This is a genomic window from Caldimonas mangrovi (genome assembly GCF_023721835.1).
In the GTDB taxonomy this organism is placed as follows: Bacteria; Pseudomonadota; Gammaproteobacteria; order Burkholderiales; family Burkholderiaceae_C; genus Caldimonas; species Caldimonas mangrovi.
Window position 1 is genome coordinate 496,720 of the sequence record NZ_JAMKFE010000001.1, and the last position, 20,920, is coordinate 517,639.

A 20,920-nucleotide genomic window follows, 5' to 3' on the forward strand; every position below is an offset into this window, starting at 1 on the left:
TGGGCTCAGAAGGCAATCTTGCCGGTCCACAGGTCCTTGTACATGACCCAGTCGCCCATGAAGCTGTAGAGCGGACGCTTGAAAGAGGCCGGCTTGTTTTTCTCGAAGCCGAAGTGCCCGACCCATGCGAAGCCGTATCCGCACAGCAAGCCGACCAGCAGCCAGTACGGCTGAGCGGTTGCGATCGACAGCGCGAGGCAGCTCAGTGCAAGTGTCGAGCCGATGAAATGCAGCCGCCGGCAGGTGCGGTTGCTGTGCTCGGCGAGGTAGAACGGATAGAACTCCGCGAAGCTCTTGCAAGCCTTGGGGTCGGTGGGAGCAAGCGTGGACGTGTTCATGCAGCAGCCTCCTTGGGCGGTGACGACAGGAACGCCTTCATCGCATTCAACACGCCATCGGGCGCTTCCGCCATCAGGTTGTGCCCGGCCTTCAAGCGGCATACCTCTGCTTTCAGCAGCCGCACCAGCTCGGCGGTCGCCTTGGGCGAAGTCATTTGATCCTTGTCGCCCAGCAGGAGCTGCACCGGGCAGCACACCCGCTCGGCGGCACGTGCGGCGCCGGCATAGCGGTCGCACACCGTGAAGTCGTGGAGGAACAGATTGGCGCCCTCGTGCCGGGCCGCGTAGCCCGCCTGCAGGCGCCGCATCAGGGCCCGATTGGCGCCATGCAGCCAGGCGCCGGGGCCGGGCGCCGATGGTTTGGCGGCGATCGTCGAGTGAGAGAACGTGTTGACCATCTCGATGGCCTTTTGCGGCGTGTCTCGGGCGGTGTCGAGCAATGCGGCCGACACCTTCATCGGGTAGGCGGTGGCGAGCAGCATCAGATGCGTGGCGCGCTCGCCGAGCGTCGCGGCAGCCTCGAGCGCGATCAGCGAGCCCATGCTGTGGCCGGCGAAGGCCGCGCGCTGCACGCCGGCGGCTGCGAGCAAGTCGACCGTCCAGGCGCCGAGCGCTTCGACGTCCGCCAGCGCGGGCCCGTCGCTGCGTCCGTGCCCGGGCAGGTCGACGGCCAGCACCGACCAGCCGTGATGGGCCAGGTAGCGGCTTTGCAATGCCCACGCGCTGTGGTCGTGCAGCGCGCCGTGGATCAGCACGAGGCACGGTTGGGCGGCGTCGAACGGCCTGCCGCCGGTATAGGCATACGCCTCGCGGCCTTGTACGGTCAACTTCATGCGCCGCCTCCCGATTTCTCGGCCACTTTCAGCGCGCGGCCCAGGTCGTCGATCAGGTCGTCGGCGTCCTCGAGCCCGATCGACAGGCGGATCGTCCCTTGCGCAATGCCGGCCTGCGCGAGTGCCGCGTCGTCCATGCGGAAGTGCGTCGTCGAGGCCGGGTGGATGACCAGCGAACGGCAGTCGCCGACGTTGGCGAGGTGCGAGAACACTTTCAAGGTCTCGATGAATCGGCGCCCCTGCGATCGGCTGCCCTTCATGTCGAAGCTGAACACCGAGCCGCAGCCGCGCGGCAGCAGGCGTTGCGCCAAGGCGTGGCTGGGATGCCCGGGCAGTTCGGGGTAGCCGATGCGCTCGACCAGCGGGTGCCGACTCAGATAGTCGACCACCTTGCGGGTGTTGCCGATGTGGCGCTCCATGCGCATGGACAGGGTCTCGACGCCCTGCAGGATCAGCCAGGCCGTATGCGGGCTCATGCAGGCACCGAAGTCGCGCAGGCCTTCGCGGCGTGCACGCAGCAGGAAGGCGCCGATGGTGCTCTCCTCGGTGAACACCATGTTGTGGAAGCCGGCATAGGCTTGCGTCAGTTCCGCAAAGCGCCCGGAAGCTTCCCAGTCGAAGCTGCCGCTGTCGACCAGCACGCCGCCGATCACCGTGCCATGGCCGGACAGGAACTTGGTGGCCGAGTGGTAAACGAGGTCTGCGCCGTGGTCGAACGGTCGCATCAGGTAGGGCGTCGTGAAGGTGGAGTCGACCAGCAGCGGGATCCCGAGCTCGTGCGCGAGCGTGCTGACGGTGGGGATATCGAGCACGTCCAGCCCCGGGTTGCCGAGAGTCTCGCCGAAGAACAGCCGGGTGTTCGGCCGTACCGCGCCGCGCCAGCCGTCGATGTCGCCCGGCTTCACGAACGTGGTCTCGATGCCGAAGCGCGCCAGCGTGTAGTGCAGCAGGTTGTGCGAGCCGCCGTAGAGGGCGCTGCTGGCGACGATGTGTGAGCCGGCCCCCATCAGCGTGACGATCGCGAGGTGCAGCGCGGCCTGGCCGCTGGCGGTGGCAATGGCACCGGCGCCGCCTTCGAGCGCGGCGATGCGCTCTTCCAGCACGGCCGTGGTCGGGTTGGAAATGCGCGAGTAGACGTGTCCCGAGCGTTCCATGTTGAACAGCGCCGCGGCATGGTCGCTGTCGTCGAACACGAACGAGGTGCTGAGATAGATCGGCACCGCACGGGCACCGGTGGCAGGGTCGGGCGGGCTGCCGGCGTGCAGGGCCAGCGTGTCGAAGCCGGGGTCGGCGTATCCGGGCATGAAAGTCTCCAGTTTGGCGCAACGCGCGGGTGTTTGGCACCAGCGGTTACCGCTCGGTCACATGCCGTTCATTGTGGGCTATATTGGTTCACCGATCGGCCGCCGAGGGGCGGGCCGGAACAGGAGACAGATCATGAAAGTCAGCGACATCCTTCGCGTCAAGGGCGGGACGCTTTTCACCGTTTCACCCGACCAGCCCCTGGCCGAAGCCCTGAAGGCGATGGCCGAGCACGATATCGGCTCGCTGGTCGTGATGGAGCACGGCGATCTGGTCGGCATGCTGACCTTCCGCGAGGTGATCCAGGCGGTGGTGGGCAACGGCGGCAGCGTCGGCCAGACCATCGTGCGCACCGTGATGGACAACGCACCCCTGACCTGCACGCTGGAGACCGAGATCGACGAGGTCCGCCGCATGATGCTCGGCCGTCACGCGCGCTACATGCCGGTGATGAACCAGCGCACGCTGATGGGCGTCATTTCGTTCTACGATGTCGCCAAGGCGGTGGTCGACAGCCAGGACTTCGAGAACCGCATGCTCAAGGCCTACATCCGGGACTGGCCCGGCGCCGATGGCGGCGAACCCGTCCAGACGCTCTGAACCATCTGACCCCGAACCGCTGCAGCGCTCCCGTCGAGGCGCGTCACTGGCGGCCCGGCGCCGGCGCCGTCGTCGTGCCCTCGGCTTCGGGCAGGTTCAGCCTGCCGGCGCTGGCTGGCAGGCCCGCCGGGCCGGCGCTTAGAATCGGTGCTTCCTCAACGGCCGCTCAGGCCTCGTGCGATGGCGAGACAGAGTGGTCCTACACTCGTCCAGTCCATGTCCGGCAGCACCTTCGGCACCCTGTTTCGCGTCACCAACTTCGGCGAGTCCCACGGACCCGCGATCGGCTGCGTGATCGACGGCTGCCCGCCGGGAATGGCGTTGTCGGAAGCCGACATCCAGCCGGATCTCGACCGCCGCCGCCCCGGTACTTCGCGTCACGTCACGCAGCGCAACGAGCCTGATGCGGTCGAGGTCCTGTCGGGCGTCTACGAGGGCAAGACCACCGGCACGCCGATCTGCCTGCTGATCCGCAACACCGATCAGCGCAGCAAGGACTACGGCAACATCGCGCAGACCTTTCGCCCGGGCCATGCCGACTACACCTACTGGCACAAGTACGGCATTCGCGACCCGCGGGGCGGAGGCCGTTCGTCGGCGCGGTTGACGGCACCGATGGTCGGTGCGGGGGCCATTGCCAAGAAATGGCTGAAGCAGCAGTACGGCACCACCTTTCGGGGTGGCATGACCCAACTGGGCGACATCGAGATCCCGTTCGAGTCGTGGGAGCACGTACCCAACAACCCGTTCTTCGCGCCCAACGCGAGCGTGATCACCCGGCTCGAGGATTACATGGACGCCTTGCGCAAGGCGGGCGATTCGGTCGGCGCGCGCATCCGCGTCGAGGCCACCGGCGTTCCGGTGGGGCTGGGGGAGCCGCTGTTCGACAAGCTCGACGCTGACATCGCCTACGCGATGATGGGCATCAACGCGGTCAAGGGTGTCGAGATTGGTGCCGGTTTCGCCTGTGTGGCCCAGAAGGGCACTGAACATGGCGACGAGCTGACGCCGCAGGGCTTTCGCGGCAACAACGCCGGCGGCGTGCTCGGCGGCATCAGCACCGGGCAGGACATCGCGGTGTCGATCGCGATCAAGCCGACCAGCTCGATCCGCAGCCCGCGCGCCTCGATCGACCTGGCCGGCCACCCGGCGACGGTCGAGACCTTCGGCCGCCACGACCCGTGTGTCGGCATCCGCGCAACGCCCATCGCAGAGGCGATGCTGGCACTGGTGCTGATGGACCACGCGCTGCGCCATCGCGCGCAGTGCGGCGACGTGCACGTCGATACGCCCCGCATTCCTGGCCACCTGCCCCGCTGAGCGCCCGCTTCATGGCCGAGGCCGCAGCGGCGCCGCGCGAGCTGTGGCGCTTCGCCGCGCTGTCGGCCACCTACTTCGCCTTCGTCGGCTACTTCAATCCCTATCTGCCGCTGTGGCTGAAGGAGTTGGGCTTCGGCACGTTCGCGATCGGTGCGCTGGTGGCCGTACAGAGCATCACACGCGTCGTCGCCCCGTACGGCTGGGGCTGGATCTGCGACCACACCGGGCAACGTGCCAGGCTGCTGCGCCTCTCTTCGGCCCTGGCGTGCCTGTTCGCGCTCGGCCTGCTGCTGACACCGTACCGCGTCGTCCCGAGCGTCGGCTACGTCGGTGCGGTGCTGTTCCTGATGTTCCTCAACACCAGCGCCATGATGCCGATGGCCGAGGCCGCAATGGCGCAGCACGTGAGCAGCGACCGCGGCCTGGATGTGGCGCGCTACGGGCGCATCCGCGTCTGGGGCTCGATCGGCTTCATCGTCACCGTGGTCGTGTTCGGTTTCTGGTTCGAAGCGCAGGGCCTGCGCTGGTTCGCCCCCGGTGCGGCGCTGATCCTGCTCGCACTCGTGATCGCTTGCGCTCGCCTGCCGGCCGAGCGGCCTGCCGTGTATGGGCGCGAAGCGGTGCCGTCGCTGCGGCCGGTGCTTGCCCGCCCGGAGGTACGCTGGTTTTTCGTGTCGGCGTTCTTCATGATCCTGGGGCACATCAGCCTGTACGCGTTCTTCTCGCTGCATCTCGACGCACTGGGCTACAGCAAGCGGGTCGTCGGCGCGTTGTGGGCGGTCTCGGTGATGGCCGAGATCGCCTGGTTCCTGTGGCAGGGCCGCTGGCTGGGGCACTGGCCGTTGACCACCTGGCTTGCACTGACGGGAGTGGTGGCCGCGTTGCGTTTCGGCGCGACAGCGGCCTTCGGCGCCAGCCTCTCGGTGCTCGTGGTGGCCCAGGCGACGCATGCGGTGACGTTCGCGGCCCACCACACCGTGTGCATCGCCCTGATCAACCAGCATTTCCCGGGCCGCTTGCGCGGGCGCGGGCAAGCGCTCTACACGGTCATCGGCTACGGCATCCCGGGCGTGCTGGGCGGCGTCGCCGGTGGGGCACTGAGCGACGCGGCGGGATTTGCCGCGGTGTTCTGGGCGGCCGGCGCCGTGGCACTGCTGGCTGCATTGGCTGCTTGGCGCGCGGCTTCGACCACCGTTCTGCACGATCAGGCTTAGACGCGCAGAATCGGCTCTCGTTGTCACGACGAACGGGAGAAATCGCATGCAATACGTTACGCTGGGCCGCACCGGCCTGCGGGTCTCGCGCATCTGCCTGGGCATGATGACCTACGGCACGCCGAAATGGCGGCCCTGGGTGCTTGACGAGGCCGCCGGCCGCCCGCTGGTGCAACGGGCTGTCGAACTGGGGGTCAATTTCTTCGACACCGCCGACATGTACTCGGCCGGCGAGAGCGAGGTACTGACCGGCCGCTTCGTGCGCGAGTTTTGCCGGCGCGACGAGGTCGTGATCGCGACCAAGGTGTACTTCCCGGTCGACATGGACTATGCCGGCGGGCCCGGCTCCGCGGGCTACCGGTCGCGCCCCAACATGGAGGGCCTGAGCCGCAAGCGGATCTTCCAAGCTGTCGACGAAAGCCTCAGGCGACTGGGCACCGACTACATCGATCTGTACCAGATCCACCGCTGGGACCCGCTCACGCCTATCGAAGAGACCATGGAGGCCTTGCACGACGTGGTGAAGGCCGGCAAGGCCCGCTACATCGGTGCCAGCTCGATGTGGGCCTGGCAGTTTGCAAAGGCGCAGCAGACGGCCCGCGAGCGGGGCTGGACGCGCTTCGCCAGCATGCAGAATCATTACAACCTCGCCTACCGCGAGGAAGAACGCGAAATGATCCCGCTGTGCCGCGACCTCGGCGTGGCGCTGATCCCGTGGAGCCCGCTGGCGCGCGGCTTCCTTGCCGGCAACCGCGGCAAGGGCGACAAGCAGGCCGGTGCCACGTCGCGAGCGCAGACCGACGACATCGCCCAAAGCTACTATTACCGCGACAGTGACTTCCAGGTCACGCGTGTACTGGGTGAACTCGCAGAGCGGCGCGAGGTGGGCGCTGCGACGCTGGCCTATGCATGGTTGTTGAAGAAGGGGGTGACCGCACCCATCGTCGGCGCCAGCAAGCCTGGCCAGTTGGAAGACGCCGTGCGCGCCGTCGAACTCGAGCTGACGGACGACGAGGCCCGGCAACTGGAGGCGCCGTACGAGCCTCATCCGGTGCTCGGGCATCAGTAAGGGCTGTCGCCGCTGAAACTACGGCGTGCCGCCGTGTGCGGCGCGCGCTTCCAACGGCGCCCGGAGACACTACTTACACAACATTCATCGGGCTGCCGCACTTCTGCGTGCATTTCGCTGGGGCTGTACTTAAGCTACATGCCGGTTCCCCAACCGCTGAGACGGAGAGACCACTCCGTCCTGCCAGAAGCCATTGCAGGAGACAGACATGCAGCGTTCTTCAAACGCCCCCAGGCAGGGGCTGATCCGACCTTTCCCGTCGTTTTGCCGTCAGTTCGCTCTGGTGCTCGCCACAAGCGCCACGCTGGCGGGATCCTGGGCCCCAGGCGCCGCCCAAGCGCAAACGACAGCTCGTACCGCCTTCGTCCACCTCTTTGAATGGAAGTGGACCGACGTCGCCAAGGAATGCGAAACCTACCTCGGCCCCAAGGGCTTCGCGGCCGTGCAGGTTTCGCCGCCCAACGAACACCACTGGGTCACCAGCGGCGACGGTGCGCCGTACCCCTGGTGGATGCGCTACCAGCCGGTCAGCTACCACCTCGATCGCAGTCGCAGCGGCACCCGTGCCGAGTTCCAGGACATGGTCAACCGCTGCAACGCGGCAGGCGTCGGCATCTACGTGGACGCGGTGATCAACCACATGTCCGGCGGCAACGGGGGCACCTCGAGCGCCGGGCGCAGCTGGAGCCACCACAACTATCCCGGCCTGTACGGCTCGCAGGACTTTCATCAGCCTGTCTGCAGCATCACCAACTATGGCGATGCGAACAACGTGCAGAACTGCGAGCTCTCGGGCCTGCAGGACCTGAACACCGGCAGCAGCTATGTGCGCGCCAAGATCGCCGACTACCTGGTCGATCTGGCGAGCATGGGCGTCAAGGGCTTCCGCGTCGACGCGGCCAAGCACATCAGCCCGGGCGACCTCGGCGCCATCATCGACAACGTCAACTCGCGCACGGGTGCCAACAAGCCGTTCTGGTTTCTGGAAGTGATCGGCGCCGCGGGCGAGGCGGTACAGCCGAGCCAGTACTTCGCGCTGGGCAACAGTCAGGTCACCGTCACCGAGTTCTCCTATGGCAAGGAGCTGTACGGCAAGTTCGCTGGCGGCGGCAAGCTGGCCGACCTGCAGAGCTTCGGGCCGAGCTGGAACCTGATGCCCAGCAGCAAGGCGGTGGCCTTCGTCGACAACCACGACAAGCAGCGCGGCCATGGTGGTGGGGGTGGCTACGTCACTTATCACCATGGCAGCACCTACGACCTGGCGAACATCTTCATGCTGGCGTGGCCGTATGGCTACCCGGCGCTGATGTCGAGCTACGGCTTCAATCGCAGCAGCAGCTACGACACCAGCTACGGCCCGCCCCACTACAGCGACGGGGCGACCAAAGGCCCCTGGGACGGCAACCCGTCCAGCCCCGCCTGCTTCGACCCCTCGGTGGGCGGCTGGGTCTGTGAACACCGCTGGCGCGGGATCGGCAATATGGTGGCCTTTCGCAACGCGACGGTGGACAACTGGTTCGTCAGCGACTGGTGGAGCAACGGCAACAACCAGATCGCCTTCGGCCGAGGCGACAAGGGCTTTGTCGTCATCAACAAGGAAGGCAACGCGTTGACCCGCAGCTTCAAGACCAGCCTGCCGGCTGGGCAGTACTGCGACGTCATCTCGGGCGATTTCAACAACGGCACCTGCACCGGCAGCATCGTGACCGTCGACGCAGGCGGCTACGCGATGATGTCGGCGCCGGCGAATGGCGCCGCGGCGGTCCACGTCGGTGCGCGCATCGGCGACCAGCAGCCGGGCGGGTACGCCAGCATCAGCTTCAACGTGACGGCCAGCACCGTGTGGGGCCAGAACGTTTTTGTCGTCGGCAACGTCGCGGCTCTCGGCAACTGGACGCCGACGTCCGCGGCAGCGATGACGTGGCTCTCGGGCAGCGGCAGCACCGGCCACTGGCGCGCGACCGTTCAGCTGCCTGCCAACACGTCGCTCCAGTACAAGTACATCAAGAGGGACGGGGCCGGCAACGTGGTATGGGAGAGCGGCAGCAACCGCATCGTGACCACGCCGGCACCGGGCGCCGCGACCGCCGTCAACGACGCATGGCAGTGACGTAGCGCCAGCACGCGGGCGCTCAGGACGACAAGGCCTTGAGCGCTTCGTAAACCGTGCCCAGTGTGTGGTAGTCGAGCTGGCCCGATTCGCTCTTCTCGTTGCTGAGCTTGCGGTTGTCGCGTGTGAGGGTGTGGTACCAGGCACCGTGCTCGTGGTCGATCAGGTAGTCCCAGCAGTACGACCACAACCGGTTGTACCAGCGCCAGTAGTGCTCCAGCCCGGTGCGCTGACCGAGCAGCGCGGCGGCCGCCATCGATTCCGATTGCACCCAGAAGCTCTTGTCGTCGTCGCAGATGCTGCCATCGGGTGCCATGCGGTTGACGAGCCCCTGGCACGACTCGTCCCAGGCCCGTGGTACCGACGCATCGAACAAGGCCTGTGCACGCGGCAGCAGCCACGGAAGCGGCCGCTGCCGGTCGAGCATCAGCAACAGCTTGGCCCACTCGGCCTGATGCCCGAAGCTGTAGCCCCAGGGGTGGAAGATGTCGCCCGGGTCCTGGCGGTGGTCGTCCCAGTCCGGCGTCCAGTCCTCGTGGTAGCGCTCCCAGATCATGCCGCCGGTACGGTCTGCCAGTTGGACCGCAACGCGGTGTGCGAGCGCTTCGGCACGGTCCAGGTAGCGCTTGTCGCCGGTCGCTTCGGCCGCGGCCAGCAGGGCCTCGAACACGTGCATGTTGGCGTTTTGCCCGCGGTACGGCAGCCAGCGCCCGCTGGCGTCGGCCTCATCGGCATACAAGCCGTGCCGGGCATCCCAGAAACGCGCCTCGAGCTGTTCCCAGGCGTCCTCGAGGCAGACGTGCGCCTCGCTCACACCGACCTTCAGTGCATGGGCGCAGGCCAGCATCACGAAGGCCAGGCCGTAGGCGAACTGCCGGTTGTCCTGCACTTCGATGCGCCGGGTCCCGTCGCCATTCATGCAACGGAGCATCCAGGCGTAGTGTCCGGTTGTCGGGTCCCGATGCGCTTCTTGCAGGAAGGCCAGCCCGTGCTTCACGGCGTCGAGATAGGTCGGCGCACGGAAGTGCAAGTGCGCCATCGCGTAGTTGTAGATGAAGCGCGTGCTGTTGACGAGGTGGCGGCGTTCGGTGTCGAACGGGGTGCCGTCGTCCTTGAAGTAGTGGAAGAAGCCGCCGCGTTTGTCGATGCAGCGCGGGTGATAGAACGCCATCGTGTGGAAAATGTGTTCCTTCAGGAACGCGGGCGACTTGAAACGGGGCAGGTTTTGCATCGGCGGACGGGCGCAAGCGCAGAAGCCGGGCTCTTGGCCCGGCAGCAGGGTTCGGCTGACCGCTAGGGTATCAGCCCACGCGCTGTTCCGTATGTCGGTCGAACAAGTGGGCGTCGCGCGCTGCCCAGCCCAGATGCACCCGGTCGCCCACGCGCTGGGTCACCTTGCCGGGAACGCGTGCAGTCACCATGCCGAGTGCCGTTTCAACCATGGCGTAGGTTTCGGGCCCTGTAGGCTCGATCATCGTCAGTTGACCGGGCAGCCCGGTGTCGGCAAAGCTCAACGCCTCGGGCCGCAGGCCGTAGACCAGCGCCGAAGCAGCGGTCGCGCCGCGCGCCTTCAGCGCGTCACGTTGTTCATCGGTCAACTCGAGTTCGATGCCCTTTGCGGCGAGGCCGTTGTTCGTGCTCAGGTTGGCTTCGATCATGTTCATCGCCGGCGAGCCGATGAACTCGGCCACGAAGCGCGTGGCCGGCCGGCTGTAGATGTCGTCGGGGGTGCCGAACTGCTGCACCACGCCGTCGCGCATCACTGCGATGCGGTCACCCAGGGTCATGGCCTCCACCTGATCGTGCGTGACATAAACCGTGGTGATGTGCGTGCGCTGATGCAGCAGCTTGATCTCGGCACGCATCTCGACGCGCAGCTTGGCATCGAGGTTGGACAGCGGTTCGTCGAACAGGAACAGCTTGGGCTCGCGTGCCAGTGCCCGGCCCATCGCAACGCGCTGGCGCTGGCCGCCGGACAACTGGCCGGGCTTGCGGTCGAGCAGGTGCTCGATCTGCAGCATCTTCGCGACGCGTTGCACCGCAGCCTCGCGCTGGGCCTTGGGCACCTTGCGCATCTCCAACCCGAACGAGATGTTCTGAGCGACGTTCATGTTGGGGTACAGCGCATAGCTCTGGAACACCATCGCGATGTCGCGGTCCTTGGGCAGCGCGTGCGTGACGTCCTTGTCGCCGATCTGGATAGCGCCGGAGGTCGGGAAGTCCAGCCCGGCGATCATCGACAGCAGTGTGGACTTGCCGCAGCCCGAGGGGCCGACCAGGATCAGGAATTCGCCGGCCTCGACCTCGAGATCGATGCCCTTGAGGATCTCGATCTGGTGATAGGCCTTGCGGATGTTGCGTATGGAGAGTGCACCCATGTTCTTGCTTCTCGGGATTAGCCTTTGACTGCGCCGGCCGTCAGCCCGCGCACGAAGTACTTGCCGGCGATGATGTAGATCGCGAGCGTGGGCAGGGCGGCGATCATCGCGGCGGCCATGTCGACGTTGTATTCCTTGACCACGCTCGAGGTGTTCGCCAGGTTGTTGAGGCCGACCGTGACCGGCTTCGACTCGGCACCCGAGAACACCACCCCGTAGAGAAAGTCGTTCCAGATGTTGGTGAACTGCCAGATCAGCGTGACGACCAGGATGGGCGTCGACAGCGGCAGCACGATGCGCCAGAAGATGCGCCAGAAGCCTGCGCCATCGAGCATCGCCGCCTTCAGCAGTTCGTCAGGCAGGCCGACGTAGTAGTTGCGGAAGAACAGCGTCGTCGACGAGATGCCCGCCAGCACATGAACCAGCACCAGCCCCCACACCGAGTCGGAGATACCCAGCCAGCCCAGCACCTGCGACATCGGCAACAGCACCACCTGCATGGGCATGAACACGCCGAACAGCATCAGGCCGAACATCAGCTCGCTGCCGCGAAAACGCCACTTGCTGAGGATGTAGCCGTTGACGGCGCCGAGCGCGGTGGAGATCAGCACCGCCGGAATCACCATCAGGGTCGAATTCAGGAAGAAGGGCCTCAGGCCGCCGCAGTCGGTGCCGGTGCAGGCGCTCGACCAGGCCGTGGCCCACGACGCGAGCGTCGGGTTGTCGGGCAGCTCGAGAAGGCCGCCGGCCCGAATCTGGTCCATGTCCTTCAAGGAGGTCACGACCATCACGTACAGCGGCGCAAGGAAGATCGCCGCAAACCCCAGCAACAGTGACCAGATCACGAAACGATGGAAGTTCTGCATGGCGTGCTCGTCAGCGTTTCGTGCGGAGTTCGGAGTAGAGATAGGGCACGACGATGGCGGCGATGGTCGCCAGCATGATCGTCGCCGACGCTGCACCGAGGCCGATCTGTCCGCGCGAGAACGCCATGGCGTACATGAAGGTCGCCGGCACGTCGGTGGAGTAGCCGGGCCCGCCGTTGGTCAGCGCGATGACGAGATCGAAGCTCTTGATCGCGATATGCGCAAGCACCAGCAGGGTGCTGAAGAATACCGGCCGCAGGCTCGGGATGATGATGCGCAGGTAGATGCGCGGCAGCGAGGCGCCGTCGACCTGGGCGGCCTTGATGATCGAGTCGTCGATGCCGCGCAGGCCTGCGAGGAACAACGCCATCACGAAACCCGCCGATTGCCAGACGCCGGCGATGACGATGGTGTAGATCGCCATGTCGCTGTTGACCAACCAGTCGAAAGTGAAGTCCTCGAAGCCCCACTGGCGCACCAGGTGTTCGATGCCCAGGCCGGGGTTCAGGATCCACTTCCAGGCCGTGCCGGTGACGATGAATGACAGCGCCATCGGGTAGAGGTAGATGGTGCGCAGCAGGCCCTCGGCGCGGATCTTCTGATCCAGCAGGATGGCGAGGAACAGCCCCAACGCCATGCCGACACCGATGAACAGCACGCCGAAAAGCCCAAGATTTCGCAGCGCGACCCACCAGCGCTCGCTCTCGAACAGCGTCGTGTACTGCTGGAGCCCGATGAATTCGTAGTTGGGCAGCAGGCGCGAGGCGGACACCGAAAGGTAGCCGTTCCAGGCGATCAACCCGTAGATGAACAGGAACGACAGCAGGAACGACGGAGCAAGCACGAGCTTGGGCAGCCAGGGCTGGGGCGGCCTGATGGCGGGAGGCGAGGACATGGTCTTTCCGGGTAGCGAGGAAACGCCGCATCGTTGGGCGGCTGCGGTGGCGTGGAAGCACCTTAGCGCTTGGGGCGCTTCAGTGCCACCGGGTCGAGTGCCAGGGGCGTGAGCACCCCTGGCCGATGCAGCGAGACGCCGCGCTTACTTGATGCGCGCCGCCGAGGCGATGCGCTCCATGGCTTCCTTCGGGGTCATCCGGTCGGTGTTCCAGAACTGCGACACCGCATCCTTGATCGCGCCCTCGGCAGACGACGGCACCGCCATTCCGTGGGCGATCGATGGCACCAGCGAGCCGGCCTTCGAGCTGGCGACGAAATCGGCGGACGACTGCTTCGCGCAGTCGTCGAACTTCGCCAAGTCCATGTTCAGCCGCACCGGGATCGACCCCTTGTTGAGGTTGAACACTTCCTGGAACTCGGGCGACATGATCGCACCCGCCAGGTCCTTCTGGGCCTTCACGTTCTGCTCGTTCTTGATCTTGAACATCGCGAAGCTGTCGACGTTGTAGGTGTAGGCCTTGCCCGTGCCGGGCGCCGGCGCGCAGACGAAGTCCTTGCCCGGCGTCTTGCCTGCGGCCAGGAACTCGCCCTTGGCCCAGTCGCCCATGATCTGCATGCCGGCCTGCCCGTTGATGACCATCGCGGTTGCCAGATTCCAGTCGCGGCCCGGGGCGTTCTTGTCGGTGTAGTCCTTCACGCGCTTGAAGGTCGTCAGCACCTTTTCCATCGTGGGGCTCTTCAGCGCTCCCTGATCGAGCTGGATCAGCGCCTTCTTGTAGAAATCGGTGCCGCCGACGCCGAGCGCGACGGCTTCGAAGGTCGTGAAGTCCTGCCAGTTCTGGCCCCCGTGCGCGACCGGAATCACACCGGCCTTCTTCAGCGCTTCAGCAGCGGTAAAGAACTCGTCCCACGTGGTGGGCACCTTCACACCGGCCTTCTGGAACACCGCCGGATTGGCCCACAGCCAGTTCACACGGTGCACGTTGACAGGGGCTGCAACATAGCTGCCCTTGTACTTCAGGCCGTCGGCGATCGACTTGGGCAGCAGGCTGTCCCAGTTGTTGGCCTTGGCCACGTCGTCGATGTTCGCGAGCACGCCTTCCTGGGCCCATTCCTGGATCGAGGGGCCTTTGATCTGCGCGGCAGCCGGCGCGTTGCCAGACACCACGCGCGACTTCAGCACCGTCATCGCGGAGTCGCCGCCGCCGCCGGCGACGGCGAAGTCGCGCCAGGTATGGCCAAGCTTCAGCATCTGGCCCTTGAGTGCGGTGGCGGCCTTGGCCTCGCCGCCGGACGTCCACCAGTGCAGCACTTCCACTTCACCTGCGTTCGCGGCGCTGGCAGCCAGCAGGCCGCAGGCTGCCAGGGCGCGCCCCAAGCGGCGGAGGGTATGGGATGTCGACATCAGTTTGCTCCTCGTATTGGATGTGATGGATGCCGGGTTGGATCGGCATTCGATCAAACCGGTCGCGCAATGTTAAGACTGCGTTAATGTTTCGACAATGCAGTATTAACCCGGATTACCCTAGGCTGCCGCGATGGCGCGGCGACCTCAGGGGGCAACTGCCGTACCGGCGACCAGCGGCAGCCGCACCGTCGCACGCAGGCCGTGGGGCCGGACCGGCGACAGATGCACCGTGCCGGCGTGGCGCTCGACGATCTCCTTGACGATCGCCAGGCCGAGCCCGCAGCCGCTGCCCTCGTGGGTGGCGCGCACGAAGCGCTCGAACACCCGCTCGTGGATGTGCGGGTCGGCCGGCAGTCCCGGACCGTCGTCTTCGATCTCGACGACGGCGTGGCGGTCGTCGCGCCGGGTCCGCACGGTGACGGCAGCGCCACGGCCGGCGTAGCGCACCGCGTTGTCGATCAGATTCAGCAGCGCTTCGCGGATCAGCAGGCCGTTGCCCAGGATTTCCAGGCTCTCGGGCTGGCTGTCGTCGTAGCCGAGGTCAACGCCGACGTGCAGCGCCCGCGGCACCTGCTCGGCGGTCAGGTCGCGCACCAGCTTGCGTATGTCGAAGCGGGTGCGGGCCTGCACGGCAGCCGATTCGGGTTCGGCACGCGCCAGCGTCAGCAGCTGGGTGACCAAGTGCGCAGCACGCGCCGCGCTCTCCTGCACACGCTGCAGCCGCGCCTTCAGCGCGGGGTCGGTGGCCTCGGACAGGGCCAGTTCGGCCTGCGACTTCAAGCCCGCCAGCGGCGTGCGCAACTGGTGCGCGGCATTGCTGATGAAACGACGTTGCGTGCTGACGCTCTCGTGGACCTCGGCCAGCAGTGCATTCAGCGCTTTCGCAAGTGCGCGCACCTCGCTGGGCGCCGACTCGAGCTCGATCGGCGCCAGGTCGTTGGGTGCCCGGTCCTCGACCAGGTCACGCAATCGTGTCAGCGGCGCGAGGCCGGTGCGGATGCCTGCCCAGACGATGAAGGACATCAGCACGATCAGGCCCGACAGCGGCAGCGCGGTATCGATCAGGATTTGCTGCGCCAGTTCTTCGCGCGTGGTGCGGCTCTTGGCCAGTTGCACCAGCATGCGTTGCGGCGCTTCGTCCTCGCCGTAAGCCAGGTAGAGCGCTGCGACCCGTACCGGCACGTCGTTGACCATGCCGTCGTAGAAGTACGGGCGGTCGAGTTCGAGGTTGGGAATGGCTGGCGGCGGTGGCAGCTTGTCGTTGCCCAGAATGAACTGGCCCGGCGGTGTGCTCACCATGTAGTAGACGCGGTCGTCGGGGTCCGTCTCGAGCACGGACTGCGCAGCCTTCGGAAAGTCGATGAACAGGCCGTTGCCGATCGGCTTGACCTGCTGTGCAAGTGCCCGCGACGACTGGTACAGGCTGCGGTCGATGGCGCGGTTCGCATAACGCGCTGCGAGGTGGTAGGTGACATAAGCGGCGGCCAGCCAAAGCACCAGCTGGGGGATCAGCAACCACAGCATCAGGTGCCGGCGCAACGAGCGCTGACCGGGGGCCAGGCCCAGGCGAGTCTGCAGCTTCTGCCAGCGGCGCAGTGTCACGCGCCCGGTTCCAGTTCAAGCAGGTAGCCGAGCCCGCGCACCGTGCGGATCGAGATGCCGGACGGCTCCAGCTTGCGGCGCAGGCGGTGGATGTAGACCTCGATCGAGCCGGGCGCGGCATCGCCGCTGCCGCGGCTGGCCTCGGCCCGCGTGCCGTCACCGGCCCACATCTGCGCGATCTGGTCCTTCGTGACGACCTTGTCGCGCTGGGTCAGCAGCAGGTCGAGCAGCGACCACTCGCGCGGGGAGAAATCGACCGCCTCGTTGTCGATGGTGGCGCGGCGCGCTTCGCGGTCGAAGCTCAGGCCTGCCACCTGCTGTACCGGGCCCGAGGCCGGTTTCGCACGGCGCATCAACGCGCGCAGCCTGGCTTCCAGCTCCGGAAAGTCGAACGGCTTGGTGAGGTAGTCGTCCGCGCCGGCGTTCAAGCCTTCGACACGATGCTCGAGATCGCACAGCGCGGTCAGCAGCAGGATGGGCTGGGCAGGCTTGCTGGCACGGGTGCGCTTGAGCACGCTCAGGCCGTCCAGCATCGGCAACCCGATGTCGAGGATCGCAATATCGAAATGCTGCTTGGTGAGCAGGTACTCTGCCACGGGGCCGTTCTCCGCGGTCTCGACCTCGAAGCCGGCGTGTTGCAGGTTGGCGGTCAATGCATCGGCCAGGATGGCGTCGTCTTCGGCAAGCAGGATGCGCATGCCGCAACTTTAATGTTTCCTTTATGGTTTTCCCCTCCGGGGAGGCCCTCATAGGGCGACACCCGGTCGAAGTGCATCGTTATGTTGCATAAACTTGCCGCAGGCCGTGTTAGGCTGCGCGCCGCGCGTTTGCGTTCGCATGTGACCCGCACTCGACAACAAGTTGCACACGAGGCGGGGTCTCTACTCACCAGACAGGGGTGCCATAGTGAAATTCCGTCTTTCTCCTCTTGCTGCAACCTTCGCGGCCGCTGTGTGGCTGGCCGGTTGCGCGTCCACCAATGTCAGCGAGCCGGCAGCCGGTGGTGCTGCGGGTGCTGCCGGCGGCAGCCAGCCCGGAGCGCAGTCCCAGGTTGCGACCGTCAACGCGGGGTCGTCCAATGCGGGCAGCGTGGCCGCTGCCGAGCAAGGGCTCGCGCCGGTCATCTACTTCGATTTCGACAGCTCGCTCGTGAAGCCCGAGTACAACGGCACGATCAACGGCTACGCGAAGCTGCTGCGCCAGGGCCAGAGCAAGCTGACGATCGAAGGCCATGCCGACGAGCGCGGCGGCCACGAGTACAACCTCGCCCTCGGTCAGCGTCGCGCCGAAAGCGTGCGCAAGTCCCTGGCGCTGCTCGGCGTCAAGGAAGACCAGGTCGAAGCCATCAGCTACGGCGAGGAGCGCCCCGTCGCATTGGGCCAGGACGAGGAGTCGTGGGGGAAGAACCGCCGCGCCGAGTTCAAGCTGCGCTGAACCTCAGCGTCGACCCAGAGAAAAAGGCCGGCTTGCCGGCCTTTTGCGTTGCATCCCTCCACCGGACTCGGCCGCTGCCTGGCGTTGCACGAATCAGCGGCTGACCGAGTGGCGCCGCGGATCCGGCTCAGCCGGTCCGCTGGTGCCGCTCCCTTGAGGGGGCGCGCGAAGCGCGTAGGGGGAGGAGCTTTCAGCACTCGACGATGTTGACGGCCAGGCCGCCGCGCGCGGTCTCCTTGTACTTGCTCATCATGTCCGCGCCGGTCTCGCGCATCGTCTTGATCACCTTGTCGAGCGACACGTGATGGCTGCCGTCGCCGCGCAGCGCCATCCGGGCCGCGTTCACCGCCTTCACGGACGCGATCGCGTTGCGCTCGATGCACGGGATCTGCACCAGCCCTCCGACCGGATCGCAAGTCAGCCCCAGGTGGTGCTCCATGCCGATTTCGGCGGCGTTCTCGACCTGCTCGGGCGTGCCGCCGAGCACCGCGCACAGCGCGCCGGCAGCCATGGAGCAGGCCACGCCCACCTCGCCCTGGCAGCCCACCTCGGCCCCGGAGATCGACGCGTTCTCCTTGTAGAGGATGCCGATCGCCCCGGCCGTCAGCAGGAAGTCGGCAACGCCTGCATCGCTCGCACCCGGCACGAAGCGCGTGTAGTAGTGCAGTACGGCGGGGATGATGCCCGCGGCGCCGTTCGTCGGCGCCGTCACGACCCGACCACCTGCCGCGTTCTCCTCGTTGACGGCCAGTGCATACAGGTTGACCCAGTCCAGCACCTGCAGCGGGTCCTTCAGCGCAGCCTCCGGGTTGGCGGTCAGTTGCCGGTACAGCGCGGCAGCCCGGCGGCGCACCTTGAAGCCGCCGGGCAGCAGGCCTTCGTTGCGGCAGCCCCGGCTCACGCAGTCCTGCATGACACGCCAGATCGCCAGCAGCCCCGAGACGATTTCGTCGTCGCTGCGCCAGTGTCGCTCGTTGCGGCGCATGATCTCGGCGATCGAACAACGCTCGCGCTGGGCGATCGCCAGCAGTTCGGCCCCGGTGTGGAACGGCAGGGGAAGCACCGTGGTGTCGGGCGCGATCGCCTTGTGCCTGGTGCCGTCGGCCGCCACCTCGTCGCTCACCACGAAGCCACCACCGACCGAGTAGTAGACCCGTGCGTCGCACTCCGCACCCTGAGTGTCGAACGCCACGAAGCGCATGCCGTTGGCGTGGAACGGCAGTGACTGGCGGCGCAGGAAGACCAGGTCCTTTGCTTCGTCGAACGCGATCTGGTGGCTGCCGAGCAACCGCAGCACGCCGCTGCCACGGATGGCCTCGAGCATCGAAGGCACCGCCTCGACGTCCACGGTATCGGGCTCGTGGCCTTCGAGCCCCAGCAGCACCGCCTTGTCGCTGCCGTGGCCCTTGCCGGTCGCGCCGAGCGAGCCGTACAGCTCGCACAGCACCCGGCTCACATCGGCGAGCTTGTTTTCGTGTTGCAGCCGGGCCGCGAACAGGCGTGCCGCGCGCATCGGGCCGACGGTATGCGAGCTGGAAGGGCCGATGCCGATCTTGAAGAGGTCGAACACAGAGACTGCCATGGGAATCCTTGGGTGAGTTCGGCGGTGTCAGGCCAGCGCGTCGTGCAGTGCCCGCAGCACGCGATCGCGCACATCGGCGCGCGTGAGTCCGTCGATGTGGTGGCCGCCGGGAACGGGCAGCCACTGCTTGGGTTCGCGTGCCGCCGCGTGAAGGGCCACGCCGTGGTGGTGCCCGATGACCTCGTCGGCGGTGCCATGCATCACCAGCACCGGCATTGACAGGCGAGCCACGGCGGCCAGCGGGTCGTCCGACGGGCCCGGCAGCGTGGGCAGCAGCAGGGGCGCCAGCCAACGCAGGGGGGCCGATGCGGCGGCAGCTTCCTCGGCAATGCCCTGGTAGCTGCTGAAGGCTGAATCGACGATCAGCAGGCGCACCCCGTCGGGGCTGCGCGCTACCGCCCTCAGCGCCGTCGCGCCGCCCAGGCTCTGGCCCAGTACCGCCAGGCGACGCGGGTCGATGCCGTGCCGACCGCGCAGATGCCGCAGCGCGGCCAGCGTGTCGTCGACGACACCCTCCAGGCTAGGGCGACCGGTCGAGCGGCCATAGCCGCGGTAGTCGAAGCTCAGCACGTTGAAGCCCGCCTCGGGCAGCCACGCGATCAGCGGCAGGTGGTTGCTGACGTTGGCCGCGTTGCCGTGCGCGTGCAGCACGGTACCGCGTGCCGCGCCTGGTGCCGGCAACCACCAGGCATGCAGTCGTTCGCCTTCCGGGCCGGCGATCTCGACGTCTTCCGCTGCCAGCCCGTAAGTGCCGGGGGTCGCGTAGATGCGTTGATCCGGATAGAAGAAAAAGCGCTCGGCGCAGCCTGCGAGCCAGACCGCGCTGCCCGCAAGTGCCGCGGTGACGAGGCGTCGGCGACGGTCCGGCAGATCGGCCATAGCGACCTCGTCAACCGACCGCTGTCGCGAGATCGGCGACAAAGGCGTCGACGGCTTCGGCGCTGGTGTCCCAGGCGCACATCAGGCGGCAGCCGCCGCCCGCAATGAACTGGTAGAACTTCCAGCCTTTCGCGTACATCGCGTCGATCGCAGGCTGCGGCAACTGCGCGAACACCGAGTTCACCTGCGGCGGGTGCAGTACCTTCACGCCGGGAACCCGGCCGACCGCTTCGTGCAGGCGCTGCGCCATCGCATTCGCATGGCGCGCGTTGCGCAGCCAGACGTCGTTCTCCAAGAGCCCCACCCAGGGCGCAGAGATGAACCGCATCTTCGAGGCCAGCTGCCCGGCCTGTTTCACGCGGTAGGCGAAGTCTTCCGACAGCGCGCGGTCGAAGAAAACGACCGCCTCACCGACCGGCAGGCCGTTCTTGGTGCCGCCAAAGCACAGCACGTCGACGCCGGCACGCCAGGTGACGTCGCTCGGATGGCAGCCGAGTGCGGCCACGGCATTGGCGAAACGGGCCCCGTCCATGTGCACCTTCAGGTGCCGGCGTTTCGCGATCGCGGCGATCGCGCGCACTTCCTCGACGGTGTAGACCGTGCCCAGTTCGGTCGCCTGTGTCAGGCTCACCACCTTCGGCTTCGGGTAGTGAAGGTCGCTGCGCTTGGTCACCAGCGCTTCGACGGCGTCGGGCGTCAGCTTGCCGAGCCGTGCCGCCGGGCTCTCGCTTTCGGCGACCAGCAGCTTGGAGCCGTTCGAGAAGAACTCCGGGCCACCGCACTCGTCGGTCTCGATGTGCGCAAAGGGCGTGCAGATCACCGAGTGGTAGCTCTGGCACATCGACGCCAGCGCGAGCGAGTTGGCCGCGGTGCCGTTGAAGACGAAGTAGACGTCGCATTCGGTCTGGAACAGCTCGCGGATCATGTCCGTCGAGCGCTGCGTCCAGATGTCGTCGCCATAGCCCGGCTGGTGCCCGCTGTGGTTGGCCTCCAGGAACCAGTGCAGCGCCTCGGGGCAGATGCCGGCGTAGTTGTCGCTCGCGAACTGCTGACGCAGCGTGTCGACGGGGCGTGTCATCGCGCAGCGC

At 66.6% G+C, this 20,920-nt stretch carries 19 protein-coding genes; 6 read left to right on the forward strand and 13 right to left on the reverse strand.

Features of this window, described 5'->3' with window-relative positions:
- Positions 1-5 precede the first annotated feature (5 nt).
- Genes M8A51_RS02425 through M8A51_RS02435 form a run of 3 tightly spaced genes read right to left on the reverse strand, consistent with a single transcriptional unit; the run spans position 6 to position 2,475 of the window.
- A complete protein-coding gene (locus tag M8A51_RS02425; protein ID WP_251776513.1) occupies positions 6-338 on the reverse strand; it encodes an Mpo1-like protein in 333 nt (110 codons plus the stop codon).
- Positions 335-1,171 (reverse strand): alpha/beta fold hydrolase, encoded by an 837-nt coding sequence (locus M8A51_RS02430; protein ID WP_251776514.1) that lies wholly within the window; start codon positions 1,169-1,171, stop codon positions 335-337. The genes M8A51_RS02425 and M8A51_RS02430 overlap by 4 nt, the downstream gene beginning before the upstream one ends.
- A complete protein-coding gene (locus tag M8A51_RS02435) occupies positions 1,168-2,475 on the reverse strand; it encodes an O-acetylhomoserine aminocarboxypropyltransferase (RefSeq protein WP_251776515.1) in 1,308 nt (435 codons plus the stop codon). The genes M8A51_RS02430 and M8A51_RS02435 overlap by 4 nt, the downstream gene beginning before the upstream one ends.
- Before the next feature lie 133 nt (positions 2,476-2,608).
- Between M8A51_RS02435 and M8A51_RS02440 the strand changes: the two genes are divergently transcribed.
- The 5 genes from M8A51_RS02440 (at position 2,609) to M8A51_RS02460 (ending at position 8,786) form a co-directional block, all read left to right on the forward strand.
- Positions 2,609-3,073 carry a CBS domain-containing protein gene (locus M8A51_RS02440; RefSeq protein ID WP_251776516.1) on the forward strand — a complete coding sequence of 155 codons (465 nt, stop codon included), beginning with the start codon at positions 2,609-2,611 and terminating at the stop codon, positions 3,071-3,073.
- Between the two features lie 216 nt (positions 3,074-3,289).
- On the forward strand, positions 3,290-4,393 hold the full coding sequence (gene aroC, locus M8A51_RS02445; protein WP_251776517.1) for a chorismate synthase: 1,104 nt from the start codon (positions 3,290-3,292) through the stop codon (positions 4,391-4,393).
- A gap of 11 nt (positions 4,394-4,404) precedes the next feature.
- The gene (locus M8A51_RS02450) at positions 4,405-5,607 is read left to right on the forward strand and encodes an MFS transporter (RefSeq protein WP_251776518.1); all 1,203 of its coding nucleotides are present in this window, start codon (positions 4,405-4,407) and stop codon (positions 5,605-5,607) included.
- Positions 5,608-5,653: 46 nt separating this feature from the next.
- Positions 5,654-6,676, forward strand: coding sequence for an aldo/keto reductase (locus M8A51_RS02455; RefSeq protein ID WP_251776519.1), 1,023 nt, complete (start codon positions 5,654-5,656; stop codon positions 6,674-6,676).
- 208 nt (positions 6,677-6,884) lie between these two features.
- Complete coding sequence (locus M8A51_RS02460; protein WP_251776520.1) at positions 6,885-8,786, forward strand: carbohydrate-binding module family 20 domain-containing protein; 1,902 nt, start codon at positions 6,885-6,887, stop codon at positions 8,784-8,786.
- Positions 8,787-8,808: 22 nt separating this feature from the next.
- Here the strand turns inward: M8A51_RS02460 and M8A51_RS02465 are convergent, their stop codons facing one another.
- The 7 genes from M8A51_RS02465 to M8A51_RS02495 form a co-directional block, all read right to left on the reverse strand.
- Positions 8,809-10,017 (reverse strand): AGE family epimerase/isomerase, encoded by a 1,209-nt coding sequence (locus tag M8A51_RS02465; protein WP_251776521.1) that lies wholly within the window; start codon positions 10,015-10,017, stop codon positions 8,809-8,811.
- 70 nt (positions 10,018-10,087) lie between these two features.
- A complete protein-coding gene (locus M8A51_RS02470) occupies positions 10,088-11,164 on the reverse strand; it encodes an ABC transporter ATP-binding protein (protein WP_251776522.1) in 1,077 nt (358 codons plus the stop codon).
- A gap of 17 nt (positions 11,165-11,181) precedes the next feature.
- A complete protein-coding gene (locus M8A51_RS02475) occupies positions 11,182-12,030 on the reverse strand; it encodes a carbohydrate ABC transporter permease (protein WP_251776523.1) in 849 nt (282 codons plus the stop codon).
- A 10-nt stretch (positions 12,031-12,040) separates the two neighbouring features.
- Positions 12,041-12,925: a carbohydrate ABC transporter permease gene (locus M8A51_RS02480; protein WP_251776524.1), complete on the reverse strand. Its 885-nt coding sequence runs from the start codon at positions 12,923-12,925 to the stop codon at positions 12,041-12,043.
- Between the two features lie 144 nt (positions 12,926-13,069).
- Complete coding sequence (locus M8A51_RS02485) at positions 13,070-14,332, reverse strand: ABC transporter substrate-binding protein (RefSeq protein ID WP_251776525.1); 1,263 nt, start codon at positions 14,330-14,332, stop codon at positions 13,070-13,072.
- 147 nt (positions 14,333-14,479) lie between these two features.
- Positions 14,480-15,937, reverse strand: coding sequence for a sensor histidine kinase (locus M8A51_RS02490; RefSeq protein ID WP_251776526.1), 1,458 nt, complete (start codon positions 15,935-15,937; stop codon positions 14,480-14,482).
- Positions 15,934-16,635 carry a response regulator transcription factor gene (locus M8A51_RS02495; RefSeq protein ID WP_251776527.1) on the reverse strand — a complete coding sequence of 234 codons (702 nt, stop codon included), beginning with the start codon at positions 16,633-16,635 and terminating at the stop codon, positions 15,934-15,936. The genes M8A51_RS02490 and M8A51_RS02495 overlap by 4 nt, the downstream gene beginning before the upstream one ends.
- Before the next feature lie 208 nt (positions 16,636-16,843).
- Between M8A51_RS02495 and pal the strand changes: the two genes are divergently transcribed.
- Positions 16,844-17,371: a peptidoglycan-associated lipoprotein Pal gene (pal, locus tag M8A51_RS02500; protein ID WP_251776528.1), complete on the forward strand. Its 528-nt coding sequence runs from the start codon at positions 16,844-16,846 to the stop codon at positions 17,369-17,371.
- Positions 17,372-17,561: 190 nt separating this feature from the next.
- On the opposite strand, the gene M8A51_RS02505 is transcribed toward pal, so the two are convergent.
- From M8A51_RS02505 to M8A51_RS02515, 3 genes are read right to left on the reverse strand one after another with little or no spacing between them, the layout of a single operon-like run.
- Positions 17,562-18,953, reverse strand: coding sequence for an L-serine ammonia-lyase (locus tag M8A51_RS02505; RefSeq protein WP_251776529.1), 1,392 nt, complete (start codon positions 18,951-18,953; stop codon positions 17,562-17,564).
- A gap of 27 nt (positions 18,954-18,980) precedes the next feature.
- Positions 18,981-19,832 carry an alpha/beta hydrolase gene (locus M8A51_RS02510; protein WP_251776530.1) on the reverse strand — a complete coding sequence of 284 codons (852 nt, stop codon included), beginning with the start codon at positions 19,830-19,832 and terminating at the stop codon, positions 18,981-18,983.
- 10 nt (positions 19,833-19,842) lie between these two features.
- Positions 19,843-20,910, reverse strand: coding sequence for a threonine aldolase family protein (locus M8A51_RS02515; protein WP_251776531.1), 1,068 nt, complete (start codon positions 20,908-20,910; stop codon positions 19,843-19,845).
- Positions 20,911-20,920 lie beyond the last annotated feature (10 nt).

Excerpts from the sequence above, each read along its gene's own strand:
- aroC (WP_251776517.1), top strand. The coding sequence starts at position 3,290 with ATGTCCGGCAGCACCTTCGGCACCCTGTTTCGCGTCACCAACTTCGGC.
- M8A51_RS02510 (WP_251776530.1), bottom strand. The coding sequence starts at position 19,832 with ATGGCCGATCTGCCGGACCGTCGCCGACGCCTCGTCACCGCGGCACTT.
- M8A51_RS02430 (WP_251776514.1), bottom strand. The coding sequence starts at position 1,171 with ATGAAGTTGACCGTACAAGGCCGCGAGGCGTATGCCTATACCGGCGGC.
- M8A51_RS02485 (WP_251776525.1), bottom strand. The coding sequence starts at position 14,332 with ATGTCGACATCCCATACCCTCCGCCGCTTGGGGCGCGCCCTGGCAGCC.
- M8A51_RS02515 (WP_251776531.1), bottom strand. The coding sequence starts at position 20,910 with ATGACACGCCCCGTCGACACGCTGCGTCAGCAGTTCGCGAGCGACAAC.
- M8A51_RS02495 (WP_251776527.1), bottom strand. The coding sequence starts at position 16,635 with ATGCGCATCCTGCTTGCCGAAGACGACGCCATCCTGGCCGATGCATTG.
- M8A51_RS02455 (WP_251776519.1), top strand. The coding sequence starts at position 5,654 with ATGCAATACGTTACGCTGGGCCGCACCGGCCTGCGGGTCTCGCGCATC.
- M8A51_RS02450 (WP_251776518.1), top strand. The coding sequence starts at position 4,405 with ATGGCCGAGGCCGCAGCGGCGCCGCGCGAGCTGTGGCGCTTCGCCGCG.
- M8A51_RS02475 (WP_251776523.1), bottom strand. The coding sequence starts at position 12,030 with ATGCAGAACTTCCATCGTTTCGTGATCTGGTCACTGTTGCTGGGGTTT.
- M8A51_RS02505 (WP_251776529.1), bottom strand. The coding sequence starts at position 18,953 with ATGGCAGTCTCTGTGTTCGACCTCTTCAAGATCGGCATCGGCCCTTCC.
- M8A51_RS02435 (WP_251776515.1), bottom strand. The coding sequence starts at position 2,475 with ATGCCCGGATACGCCGACCCCGGCTTCGACACGCTGGCCCTGCACGCC.
- M8A51_RS02470 (WP_251776522.1), bottom strand. The coding sequence starts at position 11,164 with ATGGGTGCACTCTCCATACGCAACATCCGCAAGGCCTATCACCAGATC.
- M8A51_RS02425 (WP_251776513.1), bottom strand. The coding sequence starts at position 338 with ATGAACACGTCCACGCTTGCTCCCACCGACCCCAAGGCTTGCAAGAGC.
- M8A51_RS02440 (WP_251776516.1), top strand. The coding sequence starts at position 2,609 with ATGAAAGTCAGCGACATCCTTCGCGTCAAGGGCGGGACGCTTTTCACC.
- M8A51_RS02465 (WP_251776521.1), bottom strand. The coding sequence starts at position 10,017 with ATGCAAAACCTGCCCCGTTTCAAGTCGCCCGCGTTCCTGAAGGAACAC.
- M8A51_RS02480 (WP_251776524.1), bottom strand. The coding sequence starts at position 12,925 with ATGTCCTCGCCTCCCGCCATCAGGCCGCCCCAGCCCTGGCTGCCCAAG.
- M8A51_RS02460 (WP_251776520.1), top strand. The coding sequence starts at position 6,885 with ATGCAGCGTTCTTCAAACGCCCCCAGGCAGGGGCTGATCCGACCTTTC.